The sequence below is a fragment of the Streptomyces celluloflavus genome, from assembly GCA_000720995.1.
GTDB lineage: Bacteria > Actinomycetota > Actinomycetes > Streptomycetales > Streptomycetaceae > Streptomyces > Streptomyces celluloflavus.
This window is the reverse complement of the sequence record JOEL01000004.1, coordinates 226,306-248,307: the sequence shown is the minus strand read 5'-3', so window position 1 is coordinate 248,307 and position 22,002 is coordinate 226,306. Positions and strand designations below refer to the sequence as shown.

The 22,002-nt window shown below is 73.7% G+C and carries 16 protein-coding genes and 1 pseudogene; 12 read left to right on the top strand and 5 right to left on the bottom strand.

Annotated elements, in window-relative coordinates; all coding sequences use genetic code 11:
• The first annotated feature begins 74 nt into the window (after positions 1-74).
• The gene (lgt, locus tag IH09_RS06160) at positions 75-1,160 is read left to right on the top strand and encodes a prolipoprotein diacylglyceryl transferase (protein WP_052854815.1); all 1,086 of its coding nucleotides are present in this window, start codon (positions 75-77) and stop codon (positions 1,158-1,160) included.
• Positions 1,161-1,260: 100 nt separating this feature from the next.
• Here the strand turns inward: lgt and IH09_RS06155 are convergent, their stop codons facing one another.
• Together IH09_RS06155 and IH09_RS06150 are read right to left on the bottom strand one after the other, a co-directional pair.
• A complete protein-coding gene (locus IH09_RS06155; RefSeq protein WP_318279395.1) occupies positions 1,261-2,379 on the bottom strand; it encodes an HpcH/HpaI aldolase/citrate lyase family protein in 1,119 nt (372 codons plus the stop codon).
• Positions 2,380-2,462: 83 nt separating this feature from the next.
• The gene (locus IH09_RS06150; protein ID WP_052854811.1) at positions 2,463-2,786 is read right to left on the bottom strand and encodes a hypothetical protein; all 324 of its coding nucleotides are present in this window, start codon (positions 2,784-2,786) and stop codon (positions 2,463-2,465) included.
• 707 nt (positions 2,787-3,493) lie between these two features.
• Between IH09_RS06150 and IH09_RS06145 the strand changes: the two genes are divergently transcribed.
• The 3 genes from IH09_RS06145 (at position 3,494) to IH09_RS06135 (ending at position 10,609) form a co-directional block, all read left to right on the top strand.
• Positions 3,494-4,225 (top strand): VIT1/CCC1 transporter family protein, encoded by a 732-nt coding sequence (locus IH09_RS06145; protein ID WP_052854809.1) that lies wholly within the window; start codon positions 3,494-3,496, stop codon positions 4,223-4,225.
• Between the two features lie 299 nt (positions 4,226-4,524).
• Complete coding sequence (gene gltB / locus IH09_RS06140) at positions 4,525-9,156, top strand: glutamate synthase large subunit (protein WP_052854808.1); 4,632 nt, start codon at positions 4,525-4,527, stop codon at positions 9,154-9,156.
• Entirely contained in the window at positions 9,149-10,609 is a 1,461-nt protein-coding gene (locus tag IH09_RS06135) for a glutamate synthase subunit beta (protein WP_052854806.1), read from the top strand. The genes gltB and IH09_RS06135 overlap by 8 nt, the downstream gene beginning before the upstream one ends.
• A gap of 272 nt (positions 10,610-10,881) precedes the next feature.
• Here the strand turns inward: IH09_RS06135 and IH09_RS06130 are convergent, their stop codons facing one another.
• Positions 10,882-11,466: a MarR family winged helix-turn-helix transcriptional regulator gene (locus IH09_RS06130; protein ID WP_404827236.1), complete on the bottom strand. Its 585-nt coding sequence runs from the start codon at positions 11,464-11,466 to the stop codon at positions 10,882-10,884.
• 70 nt (positions 11,467-11,536) lie between these two features.
• On the opposite strand from IH09_RS06130, the pseudogene IH09_RS06125 reads away from it, so the two are divergent.
• Positions 11,537-12,249: pseudogene (locus tag IH09_RS06125) on the top strand (SDR family NAD(P)-dependent oxidoreductase).
• 21 nt (positions 12,250-12,270) lie between these two features.
• On the opposite strand, the gene IH09_RS06120 reads toward IH09_RS06125, so the two are convergent.
• Positions 12,271-12,741, bottom strand: a complete 471-nt coding sequence (locus IH09_RS06120) for a PPOX class F420-dependent oxidoreductase (protein WP_052854803.1) — start codon at positions 12,739-12,741, stop codon at positions 12,271-12,273.
• A gap of 144 nt (positions 12,742-12,885) precedes the next feature.
• Here IH09_RS06120 and IH09_RS06115 point away from each other — a divergent pair, with 144 nt between their 5' ends.
• On the top strand, positions 12,886-13,614 hold the full coding sequence (locus IH09_RS06115) for an MBL fold metallo-hydrolase (protein WP_052854801.1): 729 nt from the start codon (positions 12,886-12,888) through the stop codon (positions 13,612-13,614).
• 150 nt (positions 13,615-13,764) lie between these two features.
• Here the strand turns inward: IH09_RS06115 and IH09_RS06110 are convergent, their stop codons facing one another.
• Entirely contained in the window at positions 13,765-14,667 is a 903-nt protein-coding gene (locus tag IH09_RS06110) for a hypothetical protein (RefSeq protein ID WP_052854798.1), read from the bottom strand.
• Between the two features lie 264 nt (positions 14,668-14,931).
• On the opposite strand from IH09_RS06110, the gene IH09_RS06105 reads away from it, so the two are divergent.
• The 6 genes from IH09_RS06105 (at position 14,932) to IH09_RS06080 (ending at position 21,985) form a co-directional block, all read left to right on the top strand.
• On the top strand, positions 14,932-15,741 hold the full coding sequence (locus IH09_RS06105) for a S1 family peptidase (RefSeq protein WP_052854796.1): 810 nt from the start codon (positions 14,932-14,934) through the stop codon (positions 15,739-15,741).
• Positions 15,742-16,060: 319 nt separating this feature from the next.
• On the top strand, positions 16,061-16,324 hold the full coding sequence (locus tag IH09_RS06100) for a hypothetical protein (protein ID WP_052854794.1): 264 nt from the start codon (positions 16,061-16,063) through the stop codon (positions 16,322-16,324).
• Positions 16,324-16,725 (top strand): sortase domain-containing protein, encoded by a 402-nt coding sequence (locus IH09_RS06095; protein WP_190233213.1) that lies wholly within the window; start codon positions 16,324-16,326, stop codon positions 16,723-16,725. Before IH09_RS06100 ends, IH09_RS06095 begins: the two co-directional genes overlap by 1 nt.
• A 145-nt stretch (positions 16,726-16,870) precedes the next feature.
• Positions 16,871-17,551: a response regulator gene (locus IH09_RS06090; RefSeq protein ID WP_052854789.1), complete on the top strand. Its 681-nt coding sequence runs from the start codon at positions 16,871-16,873 to the stop codon at positions 17,549-17,551.
• The gene (locus tag IH09_RS06085) at positions 17,548-18,708 is read left to right on the top strand and encodes a sensor histidine kinase (RefSeq protein ID WP_052854788.1); all 1,161 of its coding nucleotides are present in this window, start codon (positions 17,548-17,550) and stop codon (positions 18,706-18,708) included. Before IH09_RS06090 ends, IH09_RS06085 begins: the two co-directional genes overlap by 4 nt.
• Before the next feature lie 196 nt (positions 18,709-18,904).
• Positions 18,905-21,985: an endo-alpha-N-acetylgalactosaminidase family protein gene (locus IH09_RS06080; protein WP_052854786.1), complete on the top strand. Its 3,081-nt coding sequence runs from the start codon at positions 18,905-18,907 to the stop codon at positions 21,983-21,985.
• Positions 21,986-22,002 lie beyond the last annotated feature (17 nt).

The following is a 22,002-nucleotide window of genomic DNA, read 5'->3' as shown; positions in this document are numbered from 1 at the left end:
GGCGGGGTCGTTACGCAGCCGTTGCCGGGCGGGTTGCCGCCGAACCGGCCCGGCGCGGTAGCGTCGACCCTGCCATGGACCTCGCATTCATTCCCAGCCCGTCGGTCGGCGTCGTACATCTCGGCCCGATCCCGCTGCGCGGCTACGCGTTCTGCATCATCGTCGGCGTCTTCGTCGGCGTCTGGCTCGGCAACAAACGCTGGGTGCAGCGCGGCGGCCGCTCCGGCACCGTCGCGGACATCGCCGTATGGGCCGTGCCCTTCGGACTCGTCGGCGGACGTCTCTACCACGTCATCACGACGTACGAGCCGTACTTCGGCAAGGACGGCCATCCGCTCGACGCCTTCAAGGTGTGGGAGGGCGGCCTCGGCATCTGGGGCGCGGTCGCGCTCGGCGCGGTGGGTGCCTGGATCGGCTGCCGCCGGCGCGGTATCGCGCTCCCGGCGTACACCGACGCGCTGGCGCCGGGACTCGCGCTAGGGCAGGCCATCGGGCGCTGGGGCAACTGGTTCAACCAGGAGCTCTACGGCCGGGCGACCGATGTGCCGTGGGCCCTGGAGATCAGCTCCGACCCGGCCGTCGGACGGGTCGGCGGCACCTACCACCCGACCTTCCTCTACGAGTCCCTGTGGTGCGTCGGCGTCGCGGTCCTGGTGATCTGGGCGGACAAGCGCTTCCGGCTCGGCCACGGGCGGGTCTTCGCGCTCTATGTCGCCGCGTACTGCGCGGGCCGCGCCTGGATCGAGTACATGCGCGTCGACGAGGCGCACCACATCCTGGGCATGCGGCTGAACGTCTGGACCGCCCTCATCGTCTTCCTGCTGGCCGTCGCCTATCTGGTGATCTCCGCGAAGAAGGCGCCGGGCCGCGAGGCGATCGTCGAGCCCGGTGCGCAGGAGGAGGCGGCCGCGGCCGCGGGCGGGGCGGACGCCGAGAGCGCCAAGAGCGCCAAGTCCGGTAAGGCCGATGAGACCGCCAAGTCCGGTAAGGCCGACGCGACCGCCACGAGCGACGAGAGTGACGAGGGCCGGCCGGACCGGTCGGGCGCCAAGGTCTCCGTGACGAAGAGCGCCGGTGGCGAGGGCGCCGGGGACGCCGTTCCGGGCGACGGGGCGGCTGCCGCGGCGGATACCGCCGGGGGCGGCGCGAAGACGTCCTGACGCGGCGCGTACCGCGGCCGGTCTCCGCAGAGCGCCGGGTGGACCCGATACACCGGGTCCGCCCGGCGCTTCGTTGTGCGGGGGCCTCCGGCGGGCGGGCTCAGCGGTAGCGGTAGGCGAGGGCCAGTACCCGGCGGGCGCCGGCGACCACGGCCGGGTCCACGAACCGGCCGTCCGAGAGGGCCACCGCCCCGGCGTCCGACGTGGCGGCCCGCACGATCTCCTCCGCCGCCTCGATCTCCTGGGCGCAGGGCCGGTGGGCCGCCTCGATGACCGGGAGCTGGCGGGGGTGGATCGCGGCCCGGCCCAGGAAGCCCAGCGCCCGGCCGTCCGCACAGGACCGGGCCAGACCGTCCAGATCGCGCGCGTCCGGATAGACCGACTGCGGCGGCGGGGGCAGACCGGCGGCGCGGGCGGCGACCACCGCCCGGCTGCGCGGCCAGGCCAGCCCCGCCTCCTCCCGCAGCCCCAGTTCCGCGCGGAGATCGGCCTCACCGAGGGCGATACCGCGCAGCGCGGGGTGTGCGGTGGCGATGGCGAAGGCGTGCTCGATGCCGAGCGCGGATTCGAGGAGGGCGTAGAGGTGCGGGACGCGGGCGGGGGCGTCCGGGCGCTTGGGCGGGGCCGATGCGGTGGGTGCGGGTGCGGGTGTGGGTGCGGGTGCGGATGTCGCGGTGGGGGCGGGCGTGGGCGTGGGTGCGGGCGGGGGAGTCAGGGAGGTCGGGGCCGGGGCACTGCCGGCGGGTCGGACGGCAGCTTCTGCGCGGGGGGTGGCGGTGGGCGTGAGCGTGACCGGGGTCATGAAGGGCGGCGCCATGAGGGGTGCGGTGTGCGGGGTGCACGGGTCGTACGGGAGCTGTGCGGCGTACGGGCGGTCCGGGGCGGCCGGGCGGTCCGGTGCGGGCCGGGGCGCGGCGGTGGCCCAGGCGGCGGCGCGGTGGATGTCGGCGGGGTGGTGGACCTTGGGCAGCCGCAGTCCGGCGAGGCCCGGGAGGGCGCTGAGGGTGCGGATCTCGGTCTCGGCGAGCGGGCCGTCCAGGGCGTTGACGCGGACGTGCACCGGGGCGGGGCCGGGGGACGCCTCGGCCAGCAGCTCGGCGGTGGCGCGCAGCGCGTACTCCTTGCGGTACGGGGCGACCGCGTCCGCCAGGTCCACGAGGACCACATCGGCGCCGCAGCCGAGCGCCTTGGCGACCGCGTTCGGGCGGTCACCGGGCACATACAGCCAGGTCAGCGGCGTCGGGTACGGGTCCGGGCAGGGGCCGGGGGGCCGCAGTGGGGCGGGCGGCGGCCCGACGGCGGTCACCGTGCGCCCGCCGCGGACGGCCCGGCGATCCCGGGACCGGCCGGACCGGGGGCGGTCGGCCCCTCGTCACCGTCCGCGCCGTGCGGGCGGCCCGTCCGCCGGATCGCGCCCGGGGCCCCGGCGAGTTGGCGGGGAACGTGCCGCGTCCGCGCCGCACCCGGCTCGCCGTCCGGGACCTCGGTGATCGAGCCGGGGGCCCGGTCCCGCTTGTCCGCAGGCAGCGCGCGGATGGTGTGGACGACGGGGAGGACGGGGCCGACGGGGGCGGCGCGGACGGTGTGGACGGTGTGGGCGCCGGCCGGGACGCCGGTGGCACTCATCCGCACCCCACCCCCGTCCCGGTGTCCGCGCACCTCACCCCCGTCCCAGTGCCCGCGCGCACCGCTCCCGCCTCGGCCCCCGCGCGTACCACTCCCGTCCCGGTCGCCGCTCGTCCCGTGCCCGTCCGGAGGCCCGGCCCCGCCATGTTCGCGTCGGCGCCCGCCCCGGCCGCCACACCCACCGCCCCGGCCCTGCCTCCCACAGCGCCCGCCCCCGCCCCGTCCGGCGAGGCCCCCATGTGCGGCGTCCCCCGCGAGGCCGCCCGCAGGACCGGGTCCGGAACCGGCCGACCGGTAGGCGGGCCGGGGCGTCGCGGGCGGGCGCTGCGGTGCGCTCATGGTGCGTGCCCTTCTGTCGTGCGGGGCGGATCCGCCGTGCGGGGCGGACCGCCGCGTTGTCACGGGCGCGGCGCCGCGTCGGGCGCCGCGGTGTATCCGTCCCACGCCGCGGCCCGGCTCTCCTGCCTCGGGCGGCAGGGTCACCCGGTCGAATCCCCTCGGGACGCCCGCCGCGGCGCCCTCGACCGGTGCCCGAAGCGGTCCGTGATCGGGATCTCACCCTCGACGGCTCGGTAAAACCGCAGGTCAGAGCGGTAAGTTTGGCCTTCCTTGCTAGCGGCGGAGGGTGATTCGCGCATAGCTTCGAGATGTTGCAGGGGGAAGTGCCGCTATCGGCCCACACCTCGTGGAAGGGAGCAGGTCCCGCTATGTCAGTTATGGATGCCTCGGCGCCGACCCATATCGCGCATCGTGACAACCACACCCACCGCGATGTGAACGGCGGCTGGCTGCGTCCCGCCGTCTTCGGCGCGATGGACGGCCTGGTCTCCAACCTCGCCCTGATGACGGGTGTCGCGGGCGGTGCCGTGGCGCAGCAGACGATCATCCTCACCGGCCTCGCGGGGCTGGCCGCCGGTGCCTTCTCGATGGCGGCGGGGGAGTACACCTCGGTCGCCTCGCAGCGGGAGCTGGTCCTCGCCGAGCTGGATGTCGAGCGGGCCGAACTCCGCAAGCACCCCAAGGACGAGCTGGACGAGCTGGCCGCGCTCTACGAGTCGCGCGGCGTCGAGCCGGAGCTCGCCCGGAAGGTCGCCGAACAGCTCTCCGCGGACCCCGAGCAGGCGCTGGAGATCCACGCCCGCGAGGAACTGGGCATCGATCCGTCCGACCTTCCTTCGCCCACCGTCGCCGCCGTCTCTTCCTTCGGATCGTTTGCGCTGGGTGCGCTGCTGCCTCTCCTTCCTTATCTGCTGGGGGCTTCCGCGCTGTGGCCCGCGGTGCTGCTGGCGCTGGTGGGACTCTTCGGCTGCGGGGCGGTCGTGGCCCGGGTGACCGCGCGCTCCTGGTGGTTCAGCGGACTGCGCCAGCTGGCCCTCGGTGGTGCGGCCGCGGGTGTGACGTACCTCCTGGGAGCACTCTTCGGAACCGTCGTAGGGTGACGTTTCATGCGGATGGCCGCATAATTAACGTAGTGCGGGGCGGTTTCGTGCGATGGACCGCCGGGCATAAGGCCGAGGCGTCGTGGGCAATGTCGCCCGTCGAGCGCCGCACTCCCGGACGACGAGACATCCGTCCATTCCGTCCATGACCTTGCTCCACCGCACTCGCGGTGTCCGCATGCTGGAAGCCCGTATCCGCTTTTTGAGAAGCGGGTCATCCTGTAACCTGCACGAAATTTAGCGGAGGGCCAACGTCGTCCCTCGGCAATGTCATTGCCACGACGACGTTGGGAGAGCCGATGCGTTCCGCGTCCACGCACTCCGCGACCACCGGCAGCGCCCGCGCCGCCTGGTCGCCCATGGACGGGCGCCCCGCCCAGCAGGGGATGTACGACCCGCGCGAGGAACACGACGCCTGTGGCGTCGGCTTCGTGGCGACCCTCACCGGCGAGGCCGGCCACGCGCTGGTCGAGCAGGCGCTCACCGTTCTGCGGAACCTTGAGCACCGCGGTGCCACCGGCTCCGAACCGGACTCCGGTGACGGCGCCGGCATCCTGCTCCAGGTGCCCGACGCGTTCCTGCGCGAGAGCGTCACCTTCGAGCTCCCCGAAGCCGGCGCGTACGCCGTCGGCATCGCCTTCCTGCCGTCCGGCGCCCGGGATGCGGCCGCCGCCGTCTCGCAGATCGAGACGATCGCCGCCGAGGAGGGCCTCGACGTCCTCGGCTGGCGCGTCGTCCCGGTCGCCCCGCAGCTGCTCGGCAACGGCGCCCGCGCCACCATGCCGGCCTTCTCCCAGCTGTTCGTCGCCGACCGGCCCGACGGCGCCCGGGGCGGCGCGGCCACCGGACTGGCCCTGGACCGCAAGGCGTTCGCGCTGCGCAAGCGCGCCGAGCGCGAGGCGGGCGTCTACTTCCCCTCGCTCTCCGCCCGGACCATCGTCTACAAGGGCATGCTGACCACCGGCCAGCTGGAGCCCTTCTTCCCGGACCTGTCGGACCGCCGCTTCGCCACCGCCATCGCGCTGGTCCACTCGCGGTTCTCCACCAACACCTTCCCGAGCTGGCCGCTGGCCCACCCGTACCGCTTCGTCGCGCACAACGGCGAGATCAACACGGTCCGGGGCAACCGCAACTGGATGCGGGCCCGGGAGTCCCAGCTCGCCTCGGAGCTCTTCGGCGAGCAGGACCTGAAGCGGATCTTCCCGGTCTGCACACCGGACGCCTCCGACTCCGCCTCCTTCGACGAGGTCCTGGAGCTGCTCCACCTCGGCGGCCGCTCGCTGCCGCACTCGGTGCTCATGATGGTCCCCGAGGCGTGGGAGAACTCCCCGGCCATGGACCCGGCCCGCCGCGCCTTCTACCAGTACCACTCCACGATGATGGAGCCCTGGGACGGACCGGCCTGCGTTACCTTCACCGACGGCACCCAGGTCGGCGCGGTCCTCGACCGCAACGGTCTGCGCCCCGGCCGCTACTGGGTCACCGACGACGGCCTGGTCGTGCTCTCCTCCGAGGTCGGCGTCCTCGACATCGACCCCGCCAGGGTCGTCCGCAAGGGCCGCCTCCAGCCCGGCCGGATGTTCCTCGTGGACACCGCCGAGGGCCGGATCATCGAGGACGACGAGATCAAGGCGCAGCTCGCCGCCGAGCACCCGTACCAGGAGTGGCTGGACGCCGGTCTGATCGGCCTCGCCGACCTGCCCGAGCGCGAGCACATCGTGCACACCCACGCCTCGGTCACCCGCCGCCAGCAGACCTTCGGCTACACCGAGGAGGAACTGCGGGTCATCCTCGCGCCGATGGCGAAGGCCGGCGCCGAACCCATCGGCTCGATGGGCACCGACGCGCCGATCGCCGCGCTCTCCGAGCGCCCCCGGCTGCTCTTCGACTACTTCACCCAGCTCTTCGCGCAGGTCACCAACCCGCCGCTGGACGCCATCCGCGAGGAACTGGTCACCTCGCTGATCTCCTCGCTCGGCCCCCAGGGCAACCTCCTGGAGCCGTCCGCGTCCTCCTGCCGCAGCGTCACCCTGCCCTTCCCGGTCATCGACAACGACGAACTGGCCAAGCTCGTCCACATCAACGCCGACGGCGATATGCCGGGGATGAAGGCCGTCACCCTCTCCGGCCTCTACCGGGTCTCCGGCGGCGGCGAGTCGCTGGCCGCCCGGATCGCCGAGATCTGCGCCGAGGCGGACGCCGCCATCGACGACGGCGCCCGGCTGATCGTCCTCTCCGACCGCCACTCGGACGCCGAGCACGCGCCGATCCCCTCGCTGCTGCTCACCTCCGCCGTCCACCACCACCTCATCGGCACCAAGGCGCGCACCCAGGTCGGCCTGCTGGTCGAGGCGGGCGATGTGCGCGAGGTGCACCACGTCGCGCTGCTCATCGGCTTCGGCGCCGCGGCGGTCAACCCGTACCTGGCCATGGAGTCCGTCGAGGACCTCGTACGGGCCGGCACCTACTTCCGTGAGCTGCCCGGTCTCGACACCGACACCGCCATCAGGAACCTGATCAAGGCGCTCGGCAAGGGCGTGCTGAAGGTCATGTCCAAGATGGGCATCTCGACCGTCGCCTCCTACCGCGGCGCCCAGGTCTTCGAGGCCATCGGCCTGGACGAGAAGTTCGTGGCCGAGTACTTCCACGGCACCACGACCAAGATCGGCGGCGCCGGTCTCGACGTCATCGCCCAGGAGGTCGCCGCCCGGCACGCCAAGGCGTACCCGGCGACCGGTATCGCCGCCACCCACCGCGCGCTGGAGATCGGCGGCGAGTACCAGTGGCGCCGCGAGGGCGAGCCGCACCTCTTCGACCCGGACACCGTCTTCCGGCTCCAGCACGCCACCCGCTCGCGCCGCTACGACATCTTCAAGCAGTACACGGAGCGGGTGAACGAGCAGTCCCAGCGCCTGATGACGCTGCGCGGTCTCTTCTCCTTCGCCTCCGGCCGGCCCGCGGTCCCGCTTGCCGAGGTCGAGCCGGCGTCCGCCATCGTCCGGCGCTTCTCCACCGGCGCGATGTCCTACGGTTCGATCTCCCGCGAGGCCCACGAGACCCTCGCCATCGCCATGAACCAGCTGGGCGCCAAGTCCAACACCGGTGAGGGCGGCGAGGACCCGGACCGCCTCTACGACCCGGCGCGGCGCTCGGCCATCAAGCAGGTCGCCTCCGGCCGGTTCGGTGTCACGAGCGAATACCTGGTCAACTCCGACGACATCCAGATCAAGATGGCGCAGGGCGCCAAGCCCGGCGAGGGCGGCCAGCTGCCCGGCCACAAGGTCTACCCCTGGGTCGCCACCACCCGGCACTCCACCCCGGGCGTCGGCCTGATCTCACCGCCGCCGCACCACGACATCTACTCCATCGAGGACCTCGCCCAGCTCATCCACGACCTGAAGAACGCCAACCCCCGGGCGCGTATCCACGTCAAGCTGGTCAGCGAGGTCGGCGTCGGCACCGTCGCCGCCGGTGTCTCCAAGGCACATGCGGACGTCGTCCTGATCTCCGGCCACGACGGCGGTACGGGCGCCTCGCCGCTGACCTCCCTCAAGCACGCCGGCGGCCCCTGGGAACTGGGCCTCGCCGAGACCCAGCAGACACTGCTGCTCAACGGCCTGCGCGACCGCATCGTCGTGCAGACCGACGGGCAGCTCAAGACCGGCCGCGATGTCGTCATCGCCGCCCTGCTGGGCGCCGAGGAGTTCGGCTTCGCGACCGCCCCGCTGGTCGTCTCCGGCTGCGTCATGATGCGCGTCTGCCACCTGGACACCTGCCCGGTCGGCATCGCCACCCAGAACCCGGTGCTGCGCGAGCGGTTCAGCGGCAAGGCCGAATACCTCGTCAACTTCTTCGAGTTCATCGCGGAAGAGGTCCGCGAGCTCCTCGCCGAGCTGGGCTTCCGCACCCTCGACGAGGCGATCGGCCACGCCGAGATCCTCAACACCGCGCGGGCCGTCAACCACTGGAAGGCGCAGGGCCTGGACCTGGCCCCGCTGCTGTACGTCCCCGAACTGCCCGAGGGCGCCGTCCGCCACCAGGTCACCGTCCAGGACCACGGCCTGGCGAAGGCGCTCGACAACGAGCTGATCGAGCTCGCCGCCGACGCGCTGGCCGCGGACACCGCCGAGGCCGCGCAGCCGGTCCGGGCCCAGGTCGCGATCCGGAACATCAACCGGACCGTCGGCACCATGCTCGGCCACGAGGTCACCAAGAAGTTCGGCGGCGCGGGCCTGCCCGACGACACCATCGACCTCACCTTCACCGGCTCCGCCGGCCAGTCCTTCGGCGCGTTCCTGCCGCGCGGCATCACGCTGCGCCTGGAGGGCGACGCCAACGACTACGTCGGCAAGGGCCTGTCCGGCGGCCGCGTCGTGGTCCGCCCGGACCGCGGCGCCGAGCACCTCGCGGAGTACTCCACCATCGCGGGCAACACCCTCGCCTACGGCGCGACCGGCGGCGAACTGTTCCTGCGGGGCCGGGTCGGCGAGCGGTTCTGCGTCCGCAACTCCGGGGCGACCGTGGTGTCCGAGGGCGTGGGCGACCACGGCTGCGAGTACATGACCGGCGGCCACGCCGTCATCCTGGGCGAGACCGGCCGCAACCTCGCGGCGGGCATGTCCGGCGGCAGCGCGTACGTCATCGACCTCGACCCGGACAACGTCAACCGCGAGCTGGCCGGTGCGGTCGGCGCGCTGACGGAGGCCGACAAGCGGTGGCTGCACGATGTCGTGCGCCGCCACCAGGAGGAGACCGGCTCCACCGTCGCCGCCAGGCTCCTCACCGACTGGGACGCGGCGGCCGCCCGTTTCAGCAAGATCGTCCCGGCCACCTACCAGGCAGTGCTCGCCGCCAAGGACGCCGCCGAGCGAGCCGGACTCACCGAGTCCGAGACCCACGAGAAGATGATGGAGGCGGCGACTCATGGCTGACCCGAAAGGCTTCCTGACCACCGGCCGCGAGGTCGCCAGGACCCGCCCCGCCGGCGAGCGCGTCCAGGACTGGAACGAGGTCTACGTTCCCGGCTCGCTGCTGCCGATCATCAGCAAGCAGGCCGGCCGCTGCATGGACTGCGGCATCCCCTTCTGCCACAACGGCTGCCCGCTCGGCAACCTCATCCCCGAGTGGAACGACTACGCCTACCGCGAGGACTGGAGCGCCGCCAGCGAGCGGCTGCACGCCACCAACAACTTCCCGGAGTTCACCGGGCGGCTCTGTCCGGCCCCCTGCGAGTCGGCGTGCGTGCTCGGCATCAACCAGCCGGCCGTCACCATCAAGAACGTCGAAGTCACCATCATCGACAAGGCGTGGGACAGCGGCGACGTCACCCCGCAGCCCCCGGAGCGGCTGTCCGGCAAGACCGTCGCCGTCATCGGCTCGGGACCGGCGGGCCTCGCCGCCGCCCAGCAGCTGACCCGGGCCGGCCACACCGTCGCCGTCTACGAGCGCGCCGACCGCATCGGCGGCCTGCTGCGCTACGGCATCCCCGAGTTCAAGATGGAGAAGCGCCACATCAACCGCCGCATCGAGCAGATGCGCGCGGAGGGCACCAAGTTCCGTACGGAGGTGGAGATCGGCCGCGACATCGACGCCCGGAAGCTGCGCAAGCGCTACGACGCCGTCGTCATCGCCGCCGGCGCCACCGTCTCCCGCGATCTGCCGGTGCCCGGCCGCGCGCTGGCCGGCATCCACTTCGCGATGGAGTACCTCCCGCTCGCCAACAAGGTGCAGGAGGGGGACCTGACGGTCGCCCCGATCAGCGCGGCGGGCAAGCACGTCGTCGTCATCGGCGGCGGTGACACCGGTGCGGACTGCGTCGGCACCGCCCACCGCCAGGGCGCGGCCTCCGTCACCCAGCTGGAGATCATGGGCCGGCCGGGCGAGGAGCGGAACGCGAACCAGCCCTGGCCGACCTTCCCGATGCTCTACAAGGTCACCTCCGCGCACGAGGAGGGCGGCGAGCGGATCTACTCCGTCTCCACCACCCACTTCGAGGGCGACGAGGACGGCAATGTCCAGTTCCTGCACCTGGTCGAGGTGGACTTCAAGGACGGCAGGCCGGAGCCGCGGCCCGGCACCGAGCGGCGGATCCCGGCCCAGCTGGTCACCCTCGCCATGGGCTTCACCGGCACCGATCAGGAGAACGGCCTGGTCACCCAGTTCGGACTGGAGCTGGACGCCCGAGGTAATATCGCCCGGGACGCGGACTTCGCCACCAATGTCCCCGGCGTGTACGTCGCCGGTGACGCCGGGCGCGGTCAGTCGCTGATCGTCTGGGCCATCGCCGAGGGCCGCTCGGCCGCCCGGGGCGTGGACCGCTTCCTGACCGGCGCGAGCGCCCTGCCGGCCCCGATCGGGCCGACGGACCGCGCGCTGACCGTGTGACCGCCCCACCGGGGCCCTGACTGTCCCGTACAACGTCGTGCGGAACACACCGCGGCGCCTGCCCCACTCCCCGACCGGAGCGCAGGCGCCGCGGACTTTGCCTGCACGCATCGCCCGGGACCAGCCGGGCCCGGCCCCACTCACATCCTCGCCGCCACCGGACGCGCGGCGTTCCGCGGGCACCCGGGGCTGCCCGACGGCGTCCTCTCCCCGTCCCCGGCGCCGCTCCCGCCGCGGCCCTGAAGGTGGCGTGGCGCTCCGGGCCGGCGGTCTCATTCCTGGCCGACGTGCGTGATCCGGTCGTCGCCGAGCCGGCGCCGGGTGTCCTGGAGCAGGATCCGCAGCAGGCCGGTGAGCTGCTCCTGCTGCTCACCGGTCAGGCCGCTGATCAGCTCCGCCTCGCGGTGCAGGACCTGATCCACGGTGGCCTCTACCAGCTCGTGACCGGCCGCGGTCAGTTCGACGAGGACCGTACGGGGCCGCCCCGCGCCGGGTCTGCGGGTGACCAGGCCCTCGCGTTCGGCGCGGGCGACCCGCTGGGAGACGGCCCCGGCGCTGACCAGTGAGCGCCGGCCGAGTTCGCGGGTGGTCAGGGTGTAGGGGGCGCCGGCCCGGCGCAGCACGCTGAGCAGGTCGAGGGTGGCCGCGTCCACCCCGGCGCGGGCCAGCACCCGGCGCCGGTCGTCGCCCAGGAGCTTGGCCAGCTGCCAGATCGGCGTCACGATCCCGATGGAGGAGACCGGGGTACCGGGCCGTTCGCGCTCCCAGGCGGCGGCGATGTCCTGGACGGGACAGCTGCCGCCGCCCTCGTCCGCCGGGTGTCCGTCGCCGCTTTCCGGCAGCGCTTCTCTTGCCACGGGCCCTCCGCCGAATGCTATGTTCAGGTCTAAATTTAGACCTGAACGAGGATGATCCGGAGCTGAGCATATGTCACGCACCATCCTGGTCACCGGCGGCGGTACGGGTATCGGCCGTGCCTGCGCCCACCACTTCGCCGCACAGGGGGAGCAGGTCATCGTCACCGGCCGCCGCCCCGGCCCGCTCGCCGAAGCGGCGGCGCACGACGGTGTCCGCGCCCTGGAGTGCGACCACACCGACCCGGCGGCGCTCACCCGGCTGCTCGCCGCACTGCCCGAGCGCATCGACGTCCTGGTCAACAACGCGGGCGGCAACACCGACTTCGACGCCGACGGCGAGCAGGACCTGGCCGCCTACGCCCGGGACTTCCGCGCCAACCTCGACGCGAACCTGGTCGGCGCCGCGCTCACCACCAGGGCCCTGGACGGCAGGCGGGCGGCGCGGTGGTGCACATCGGCTCCATCGCCGCCGACCGGGGAGCCGGCTCCTACGGTGCGGCCAAGGCCGGGCTCGCCGCCTGGAACACCGACCTGGCGGCCGCGCTGGGCCCGCGCGATGTGACCGCCAATGTCGTCTCGCCCGGCTATGTCGCCGGCACGGAGTTCTTCCGCGACCGGCTCTCCGCGGACCGGCGCACCGGTCTGGTCGCCGCCACCGCGCTCGGCCGGGCGGGCGTCCCGGCGGACGTCGCCGGGGCCGTCGCGTTCCTGGCGTCCCCGGCGGCCCGGCACATCACCGGTCAGGTACTGAACGTCAACGGGGGCGCCCACCACACCCGTTGAGCTGCCGCGGTCGGCGGGCGGTCACTCCGGCCGGGTCAGGTGGGCCGGGAAGCCGCCCGTCGCGACCGGGCCCCAGCGCAGCGGTGTGACCCGGATCAGCGACTTGCCCTGCTCGCGCATCGCCGTACGGTACTCGTCCCAGTCCGGGTGCTCACCGGCGATGTTGCGGTAGTACTCGACGAGCGGTTCGACCGAATCCGGTGCGTCGATGACCTCGGCCTCGCCGTCCACCTGCACCCACGGCCCGTGCCACTCGTCGGACAGGACGATGACACTGACCGACGAGACCCGCCGCGCGTTGCGGACCTTGGCGCGCTCCGGATAGGTCGCCATGACCAGCCGCCCGGCATCGTCCACCCCGCAGGTCAGCGGCGATCCCTGCGGGGTGCCGTCGGACCGGCGGGTGAGCAGGATCGCGCGGTGGCGGGGGCGGACGAACTCCAGCAGTCCGGGCAGCTCGACACGGGTGCTGGTGGCGATGGAAGGGCTCATGCGGGCGAGCCTACGGCGTACGGCGCGCTGCGGCGGGCAGGCCGACCGGCGGCCTCCGGCCGCGCGAGCCGTTCGCCGTCCGCTCAATCCGCCGCCGGCGCAAAGGGGGTGAGCGGAGCGCGCGCGGCGGTTAGCGTCCGCGTCATGGACGAACTCACCCAGCTCACCCCCACCATCTGGCAACTCCCGTTCCCCGTCGGGCATGTGTATGCCGTCGCCCTGCCGGACGGCGGGTACGCGGTGGTCGACACCGGCGTCCCCGGGTCCGCCCCCGCCATCCTCGACGCGCTCACCCGGCTCGGCGGCCGGCCGGGCGAACTGCGGCAGATCGTGCTGACGCACTCGCACCTCGACCACATGGGGTCGGCCGCCGATCTGGTCGCCGCCACCGGCGCCCGCGTACTGGCCGGCGCGGCGGACGCCCCGTACATCCGTGGCACCGCCCCCGAGCCGCCGCCCGTGTTCACCCCGCGCGAACGGGAGGTGCACGCACAGGTCACGGCCGGTCTCGTCGCCGCCAACATCCCGCCGGTGCGCCATGTCGGCGTGGACCGCGAACTGCACGAGGGGGACACCCTGGACGGCTGGTCCGAACCGGTCCGGGTGCTGCACGTCCCGGGGCACACACCGGGCAGCATCGCGCTGTACCTCCCGGAGAGCGGGGTGCTCTTCCCCGGCGACACCATCGCCACGGTGGACGGCCGGGTGGTCCTCGGCCCGTTCAACGTCGACCGGGAGAGGGCCATCGCGTCCTTCCGCCGGCTCGCCGCCCTCGACGGCCTCGACACGGTGTGCGTCCCGCACGGCGACCCGGTCCGCGGCGGCGCGCGGGCCGCCCTGGCGGCGGCGACGCCGGAGCGGGACTGGCTGTGAGCGGGGAACGGCCGCGGACGGTGTGCCCGGTCCGGCGGCGCTGACCGTACGGAGAACCGGCCCCTGCGGGTCCGCCGTCCGGGGCGGCGGGGGAGGCGCGCGGCGCGGCGCCGCGTCCCGGGCCGGGTGTCCCTACCCGTCCCGGGTCCGTCAGGTCTCGCAGTCCAGCAGGGTGTGGCAGAGCGCGCAGCGGGCCTGGAGCCGGCCGCGGACCGGGACCCGGATCCGCTGATGGCAGGCGGGGCACGGGAACGTCACCCGCAGCGGCGCCGGGCCCTCGAAGACATAGCTGTCGCCGGGGCCGCGCACCACGGACCCGGCCGCGCCCTGTGCCGCCCGGCGGTCCCTGGCGTAGCGGTGCCGGGCGGTCCACCCGGCACCGGCCAGCGGCGGCCGGTGGCCGTCCTGGCGGGCCCGCGCCCGCCCCGCCGTATAGGCGTCGTACGCCTGCGGGCTGGTGAACCACGGCGACGGGTCCTCGTCGAAGAACAGCGCCCGCTTGGCGAGGACGTAGCCGAACTCCTCCGGCGTCAGATAGCCGAGCTTCTGGGAGAACGGGCCGTGCTCGCGGTAGGCGTCCAGCAGCAGCCAGCCCGCGCCGAGATAGGCGGTGGCGGTGTCGGTGAGGATCTCGTTGTCGCGGGTGCCGGGGAAGGACAGGTCCAGGCGGTGCAGATAGACGTGCATCACCTCATGGGCCAGCGCGGCGCCGATGTCCTTGCGGTGCGTGGCGAAGCGGGTGTTGAGCTCGATGAAGTACTCGGGCCCCGCGGTGAGTTCGACGTTCGCGGCATGCTCCATCTCGCGGAAGGACACCACCATCCGGGCGTCCGGCAGGCGCAGATGGCGGACCAGGACGCGGGCGACCCGCTGCGCCCCCAGGTGCAGGTCCTCCGTGTCGTCGAAGGCGACCTCGACCGGCAGCACGCTCGTGCCGAAGGTGCTCACCGTGTCGTACGACAGGCGTTTGTAGAGCGCCGTGACGGCCGACCGGACCGTGTCGAGGTGGGGATATCCGCGTCTGATCTCAGCCCCAGGGCTTCCCGCTGCCATCCGGCCACTGTACGGGTGACCGGGATCGACCGGTATGGGCTGAACGGTGCCGGTGGGACAGGGGAGTTGGCCGGATGTGCACTCTTGTCACTCTGATCTCCCGGTCCACATAATCACAGGGCGCTTCACGGGCTCATCCCCCACTGGGTCCGGACGCCTCGCGGTGTGCCGACGTCCGCCGCGGGCGTCCTTGACGGCCGCGTCCGGCTCCAGTGTTGGCATGAGCTCGTCATGTGCAGGTATCCCCCCACGGAAGGAAGTCCGTTGCGCACCTACCTGAAGCACATCAAGAGAGCCACCGCCGCCGGCGCCGTCATACTGGCCGCCGCCAGCCTCCAGCCCGCGTCCGCCTTCGCCGCCCCCGCGCCGCAGCCCACCGGCTCCCCGCAGACCAGGGTCGTCGGCGGCACCAGGGCCGCCCAGGGCGAATTCCCCTTCATGGTCCGGCTGTCGATGGGCTGCGGCGGCGCCCTCTACACCAAGGACGTCGTGCTCACCGCGGCGCACTGCGTCGACGGCAGCGGCCCGAACACCTCCGTCACCGCCACCGGCGGCGCCGTGGACCTCCAGGACTCCAAGGCGGTCACCGTCAAGTCCACCGAGATCCTCCAGGCCCCCGGCTACAACGGCAAGGGCAAGGACTGGGCGCTGATCAAGCTCGCCAAGCCCATCGACCAGCCGACGCTGAAGATCGCCGAGAACGACACGTTCAACAACGGGGACTTCCAGATAGCGGGCTGGGGCGCCGGCAAGGAAGGCGGCGCCCAGCAGCGCTACCTCCTCAAGGCGACCGTCCCGTTCGTCGACGACGCCACCTGCCGGCAGGCGTACGGCAGCTCGCTGACGCCCGGTGAGGAGATCTGCGCGGGCAAGCTGACGACCGGCGGTGTCGACACCTGCCAGGGCGACTCCGGCGGCCCGATGTTCCGCAAGGACGACGCCGGTGCCTGGCTCCAGGTCGGCATCGTCTCCTGGGGCGAGGGCTGCGCCCGGCCCGGCAAGCCCGGCGTCTACACCGAGGTGAGCACCTTCGCCGCGGACATCAAGAAGGCCGCGGCCGGACTGGGCGGCTGACCCGCCGCCGCCGTCCCGGGCCCGGGGACGCCCTCCCCGGGCCCGTCACGCCGACGGGCCGCTCCTCCGGGCCCGCGCGCCGCGCCCCCGGGCCGGGACTTTGGTCCGTCCCGCACCGGGACCTCCCTCGTCCTTTCGGCCGGGCCGCGCCCCGCCACAGATGGCCGGACAGCCGATAGGCGGACCGGCGGCGGCTCCGTAGCGTGAGCGCCGTGACCACCGAGCCGCACCACCGTGCCCCGCTGCCGCCCGTGCCCGCCCCCGCCGCCCCCGCGTCCGGTGCCCGCGCGACGGACCGCGGCCCGGCCTGAGGCGCGCGATGGAGAACCCCGCCACCCGCCGCCGGCTGCGCGGCAAACCGGTGCGCGTCCTGGGGGAGCGGCCCCCGGGCCGCCCCTCGCCCCGCGCCGACCGCCGGGTGAACATCATCGCCGCGCTGCTCCTCGCCGGTTCCGCGGCCACCCTCGCCTGGACCCTGCTGAGCGGCCACGACACCGTACGGGCGGTCGTCATGGCCGGGACCGCCGGCGGCCACACGCCCGTCGCCCTCGACATCCCCAAGGCCGGGTGCACGCCCCGCTGATGCGGCTCGGCCGGAACGCCGACGGCACGGTGCAGACCCCGGACACCGACCAGGGCGCCTACGCCGGCTGGTACGACCGGAGCGCGCCGCCCGGCGACAACGGCACCGCGGTCATCGTCGGCCACCACGCCACCCGCTACGGCCACGCCGTCTTCCACGACCTGCGCGCACTGGGCCGGGGTGATCTCATCGACGTCACCCGCGCCGACGGCAGCCACCGCACCTTCGCCGTCCAGCGCAAGGAACAGGTGGCCGGGTCCGCCCTCCCCGGGGAGCGCGGCTATGTGAACAGCCGCGGCCCCACCCTGCGGCTGATCACCTGCGCCGGGGTGCCGGACGCGGCCCGCCACCCGGCCGGCGACCTCATCGTCTACGCGGTCCCCGGCGGGGCGAGACGCTGACCGGACCGGCCGGACCGACCGGACCGCCCGCCGGGGTCGGTCCGGCCGGCACTGCGGTTGCGGCCCCCGGCCCCCGCCGGTCAGATGGAGACACGCGGGCCCGGACCCCCGCGGCCGGCGGCCCGAGCACGGAGACAGGGAAGAGATGCCGATCAGCGTGGTCATCGCGGACGACCAGGAGATGGTCCGGACGGGATTCCGGATGATCCTGGAGAGCCGGCCCGACATCGAGGTCCTCGACGACGTCGTGGACGGTGAGGCCGCCCTCGACGCCGTGGAGCGGCTCCGCCCCGACGTGCTGCTGCTGGACATCCGGATGCCCGGCATCGACGGCCTGGAGGTCACCCGCCGGCTGGCCGAACGCGCCGCCGCCCACCCCGAGTACCAGGAGAAACCGCGGATCGTCATCGTCACCACCTTCGACCTGGACGCCTATGTGCACGCCGCGCTGCGCGGCGGCGCCTCCGGGTTCCTCCTCAAGGACGCCAGCCCCGCGATGCTGGTGGAGGCGGTACGGGCCGCCGCCGTCGGCGACTCGCTCGTCTCACCCGCCATCACCGTCCGGCTGCTGCGCGAACTGGCCCCCGCCACCGGCCGCGGCGCCACCGCCCGCACCCCCTCCGAACCGCTCACCGAACGCGAACAGGACGTCGTCCGGGCCCTGGCGAGCGGCCGGACCAACGCCGAGATCGCCGCCGAGCTGTACGTCTCGCTGTCCACCGTCAAGACCCACCTCGCCCGTGTGCAGACCAAACTGGCCGCCCGCAACCGGGTCGAGATCGCCGCCTGGGCCTGGGAGAGCGGCCTGGCCGCGGGCGGCACATGAGCCCGGTGTCCGGCTGGGCCCACGCCCACCCCCGCGGGTCCGCCGTGGCCAAGGCCGCGCTCGCGGCGGTACTGCTCCTCCTGGTCGGGTTCGAGTCCGTGGCGCTGGCCCGGCAGCCCACCCGGCCGCACGCCATCGTGGTGGCCACCGCCGTCGTGGTGTGCCTGTGCGCGGTGCCGTACTCCTGGATCCCGCTGAACGTCCGGGCATGGACGGCGGCCGCCGCGTCCCTGGCCGGTTCCGTGGTGCTGATCGCCGGCCGGCACGCCCTCCAGGTGTGGGGCCTTGGCGAGGGCATCGCCCTGCTCGTCCTGCTCACCGCCGTCGTCCACCGCGCCCCCGGCCGCACCGCCGCCGTCCTCGGCCCGATGCTGGGCCTGGCCTGCGTGCTCGCGCCGATGCGGGACATCCGGCTGGGCGTCTTCACCGTCGTCTACGGTGTGCTGACGGTGGTCGTCACCGCCTACTCGCTGATCCTGCGCTGGCAGGAGGCCCAGCGGATGCGCGATCTGGCGGCGGTACGGTCCGCCGAACGCCTGGAACTCGCCCGGGAACTCCACGACGTGATCGCCCACCACGTCACCGGCATCGTGGTGCAGGCCCGCGCCGCCCGCTTCACCGCCGTCGACGCCGAACGTGCCGACGCCACCTTCGCCCGGATCGAGACCGCCGGCGGCGAGGCGCTCGGCGCGATGCGCCGGCTGGTGCGGGTGCTGCGCGAGGGCGCGGCCGGCACCCAGCCGCTCGCCGGACTCGCCGAGGTGCGCACGATGGCCGACGCGTTCGCCCGCAACGGCCCGCCGGTCGTCCTCACCATCGGCCGGGGCCTGGCCGAGGCGCTGCCCGCCGAGGTCGCCGCGGGCGTCCACCGCATCGTGCGGGAGGCGCTGACCAACGTCCGCAAGCACGCGGCGGACGCGACGGCGGTGCGGATCACCCTGCGGTCCGTCCCCGAGGGGGTGGAACTGCGGATCGCCGACGACGGCCGGGTCCGCGCCCCCCTCTCCGAACAGGCCCGCGGCGGCGGCTTCGGCCTGGCCGGGCTCACCGAGCGCGCCGAGGCGATGGGCGGCCGGCTCACCGCGGGCCCCGCCCCGGAGGGCGGCTGGGAGGTCACCGCGGTCCTGCCGCTGGAGGGCGGCGGACCGTGCAGCTGACCCCGGCCGCCCCGCCGCCGGGTCCCGCGGCCGCCCCGTCCACCGGGGCGGCCCCCGTACGCGCCGTCGGGCCCGCCCCGCACCCGCTGTCCCGTTAGTCCAACACCTGTCCCTCCTTTGTCCATAGGCGCCCGCCGCGCGCGGGGCGCACGCTGTCCGGCGACAAGCAGTGCCGGTGCGAAGGAGGACAGCGCGCGTGAACGAACAGCCAGATGCCCGACGCGGGCCCAGCCGCAGAAAGGTCGTCGCCGCCGGCGCGCTCGCCGGGGCCGCCACCGCCCTCCCGCTCGGCGCCGGCGCCGCCACGGCCGCGCCCCGGGCCGGCGAGGCGGTACTGCGGTCCGGCGCCCTGGAGGTCCGCGTCGACACCGCCTTCCCGCGCATCGTCGCCTACACCGACCGCGGCACCGGCGCCGTCCTGTACGGCCAGGACACCCCCGTCACCCAGGTCCTCCTCGACGGCACCGCGCACACCCCGAAGGTCACCCACCGGGCCCGCGCCGACCGCGCCTCCTACACCCTCGCCTTCGACGGCGGCACCGAGATCGCCGTCCGGATATCCGTCCGGGACCGGCAGGTCACCTGGCAGGTCACCCGCATCACCGACACCGCCGCGCGGCCCGTCGGCACGCTCCAGATCCCCGGCCTCGCGCTGCTGAGCGTGCGCAGCGACCAGCCGGACGCCGCGCTGCTCGCCGCCCGCATCGAACTGGACAAGGCCGGCAGCGGCGACACCCTGGTGCGGGTCACCGCCGACACCCCCGCCGACGCCGCGCCCACCGGATGCGCGTACGCGGTGGTCGCCACCGGCGAACTGGCCGCCGCCGTCGAGACCAACACCGTCTACGACAAGCCCGCGGCCGGCACCACCTGGGAGAACGGCCGGCTGTGGCGGCAGACCGTGCACAGCGGCGGCCTGGTGCAGGCGCGGCTGTCCTGCGGCCAGTGGACGTACCGGGCGGCCGGCCAGCCGACGGCCGCCACCGACCCGTTGCCGTACGCCACGGTCATCGTCACCCGCGACCGCAACGGCGACGGCACCGCCGACTGGCAGGACGGCGCCATCGCGATGCGCGACATCATGGTGACGCCCCTGGGCGCCGGCGAACAGCATCTGCGGGTCGTCCCGCACATCCCGTTCAACTTCGCCAGCCAGGCCACCAACCCGTTCCTCGACACCCTCGACAACATCAAACGGATCGCCCTGGCCACCGACGGACTGCGGCAGTTCACCCTCCTCAAGGGCTACCAGTCCGAGGGCCACGACTCCGCCCACCCGGACTACGGCGGCAACTACAACGAACGGGCCGGCGGGCTGCGGGACCTCAACACGCTGCTGCGGGCCGGAAAGAAGTGGCAGAGCGACTTCGCGGTCCATGTGAACGCCACCGAGTCCTACCCGGTCGCGCACGCCTTCTCCGACACGCTCGTCAACCGCAACGACAAGCAGTGGGACTGGCTGGACCAGTCCTACCGCATCGACCCCCGCCGCGACCTCGTCTCCGGCGACATCGCCCGGCGCTTCCGGCAACTGCGCGAGGAGACCGACCCGGCACTGAACACCGTCTATATCGACGTCTTCCGCGAATCCGGCTGGAACTCCGACCGGCTCCAGCGCCATCTGCGCGACCAGGGCTGGCAGGTGGCCACCGAATGGGGCCACGGCCTGGAACGGTCCGCGCTGTGGTCGCACTGGGCGAACGAGACGGACTACGGCGGCGACACCTCCCGCGGCGTCAACTCCCGCCTCATCCGCTTCCTGCGCAACCACCACAAGGACGTCTTCGCCGACAAGTGGCCCACCCTGCTGGGCGCCGGGCGGATGGGCAACTTCGAGGGCTGGACCGGCAAGACCGACTGGCACGCCTTCCACACCATCATCTGGACCGACGCACTGCCCGCCAAGTACCTCCAGGCGTACCCGATCCGGACCTGGGGCGCGCACGAGATCACCTTCGAAGGGCCCACCGCCACCTCCGTCAGCGACGCGGACGGCACCCGGAAGATCACCACCGACGGCCGGCTGGTCTACGACGCCGGCACCTACCTGCTGCCCTGGGAACCCCGCCGCGCCACCGACCCGGACCGGCTCTACCACTACAACCCCCGTGGCGGCACCACCAGTTGGTCACTGCCGCGCGGCTGGTCCGGCGCCGGCACCGTCCACGCCTACCGGCTCACCGACCAGGGCCGCACCGACCGGACCCGCGTCCCCGTCCGCGGCGGCCGGATCACCCTCACCGCGCAGGCCGGTGTGGCGTACGTCGTCCACCGGCGCCCGGCCCCCGCCCAGGGCGACCCCGGCTGGGGCGAGGGCACCGGCCTGACCGACCCCGGCTTCCACTCCGGCACCCTGGACGGCTGGCAGACCCACGGCCCGGCCGCGGTCCGCCGCAGCGCGCTGGGCGACTACGAACTGGTCATCGGCGCGGGCGGCGCCGCCACCGTCGGCCAGCGGCTCGCCCGGCTGGCCCCCGGCAGCTACGCCGCGTCGGTACAGGTCGAGGTCGGCGCGACGGCGGGCGAACGGCGCCGGGCGGGGCTGACGGTGCGCACCGCCGACGGCATCACCGCCGTCAACTGGACCGAGACCTCGACGGCCGGCAACTACATCGCCGCCGACCGCAAGTCCGGCACCCGCTTCCAGCGGCTGTTCACCCGCTTCACCGTCCCCGAGGGCGGCGGCCCGGTCACCCTCACCCTGACCGCGGCGGCCGGCCGGGCCCAGGTCAGGTTCGACAACGTACGCGTCGTCCGCACCGCGCCGGTGGCCCGGACGGACGCGCTCGCGTACGAGGACTTCGAGGACGTCCCGCAGGGCTGGGGCGTCTTCGTCAAGGGCGACGCCGGGGGAGTCACCGACCCGCGCACCCATATCGCCCAGCGCCACGCGCCCTACACCCAGCGCGGCTGGAACGGCAAGGCCATCGACGACGTCATCGACGGCGGCCAGTCGCTCAAGTCGCGCGGCGAGCGGAGCGGACTGGTCTACCGCACGGTGCCGCACACCGTCCGCTTCACCGCGGGCCGCCGCTACCGGGTCACCTTCCGCTACGAGAACGAGAAGGCCGGCCAGTACGCCTGGGTCACCGCCGTCGACGAGCCCGCCGCCCGCGAACTGACCCGCAGCCCGCTGCCGGCCGCCACCCAGCCGGCCACCCACACCTACGAGTTCACCGCGCCGGCCCGCGGCGAGGCATGGGTGGGACTGCGCAAGGCGGGGGACGACGACACCGCGGAGTTCGCCCTGGACGCCTTCGAGGTCCGGGAACTGTAGCCGCGCACCCGGCGGGG

Coding starts and splice junctions, on each gene's coding strand:
- lgt (WP_052854815.1), top strand. CDS start 75: ATGGACCTCGCATTCATTCCCAGCCCGTCGGTCGGCGTCGTACATCTC.
- IH09_RS06150 (WP_052854811.1), bottom strand. CDS start 2,786: ATGAGTGCCACCGGCGTCCCGGCCGGCGCCCACACCGTCCACACCGTC.
- IH09_RS06145 (WP_052854809.1), top strand. CDS start 3,494: ATGTCAGTTATGGATGCCTCGGCGCCGACCCATATCGCGCATCGTGAC.
- gltB (WP_052854808.1), top strand. CDS start 4,525: ATGCGTTCCGCGTCCACGCACTCCGCGACCACCGGCAGCGCCCGCGCC.
- IH09_RS06135 (WP_052854806.1), top strand. CDS start 9,149: ATGGCTGACCCGAAAGGCTTCCTGACCACCGGCCGCGAGGTCGCCAGG.
- IH09_RS06120 (WP_052854803.1), bottom strand. CDS start 12,741: ATGAGCCCTTCCATCGCCACCAGCACCCGTGTCGAGCTGCCCGGACTG.
- IH09_RS06115 (WP_052854801.1), top strand. CDS start 12,886: ATGGACGAACTCACCCAGCTCACCCCCACCATCTGGCAACTCCCGTTC.
- IH09_RS06110 (WP_052854798.1), bottom strand. CDS start 14,667: ATGGCAGCGGGAAGCCCTGGGGCTGAGATCAGACGCGGATATCCCCAC.
- IH09_RS06100 (WP_052854794.1), top strand. CDS start 16,061: ATGGAGAACCCCGCCACCCGCCGCCGGCTGCGCGGCAAACCGGTGCGC.
- IH09_RS06095 (WP_190233213.1), top strand. CDS start 16,324: ATGCGGCTCGGCCGGAACGCCGACGGCACGGTGCAGACCCCGGACACC.
- IH09_RS06090 (WP_052854789.1), top strand. CDS start 16,871: ATGCCGATCAGCGTGGTCATCGCGGACGACCAGGAGATGGTCCGGACG.
- IH09_RS06085 (WP_052854788.1), top strand. CDS start 17,548: ATGAGCCCGGTGTCCGGCTGGGCCCACGCCCACCCCCGCGGGTCCGCC.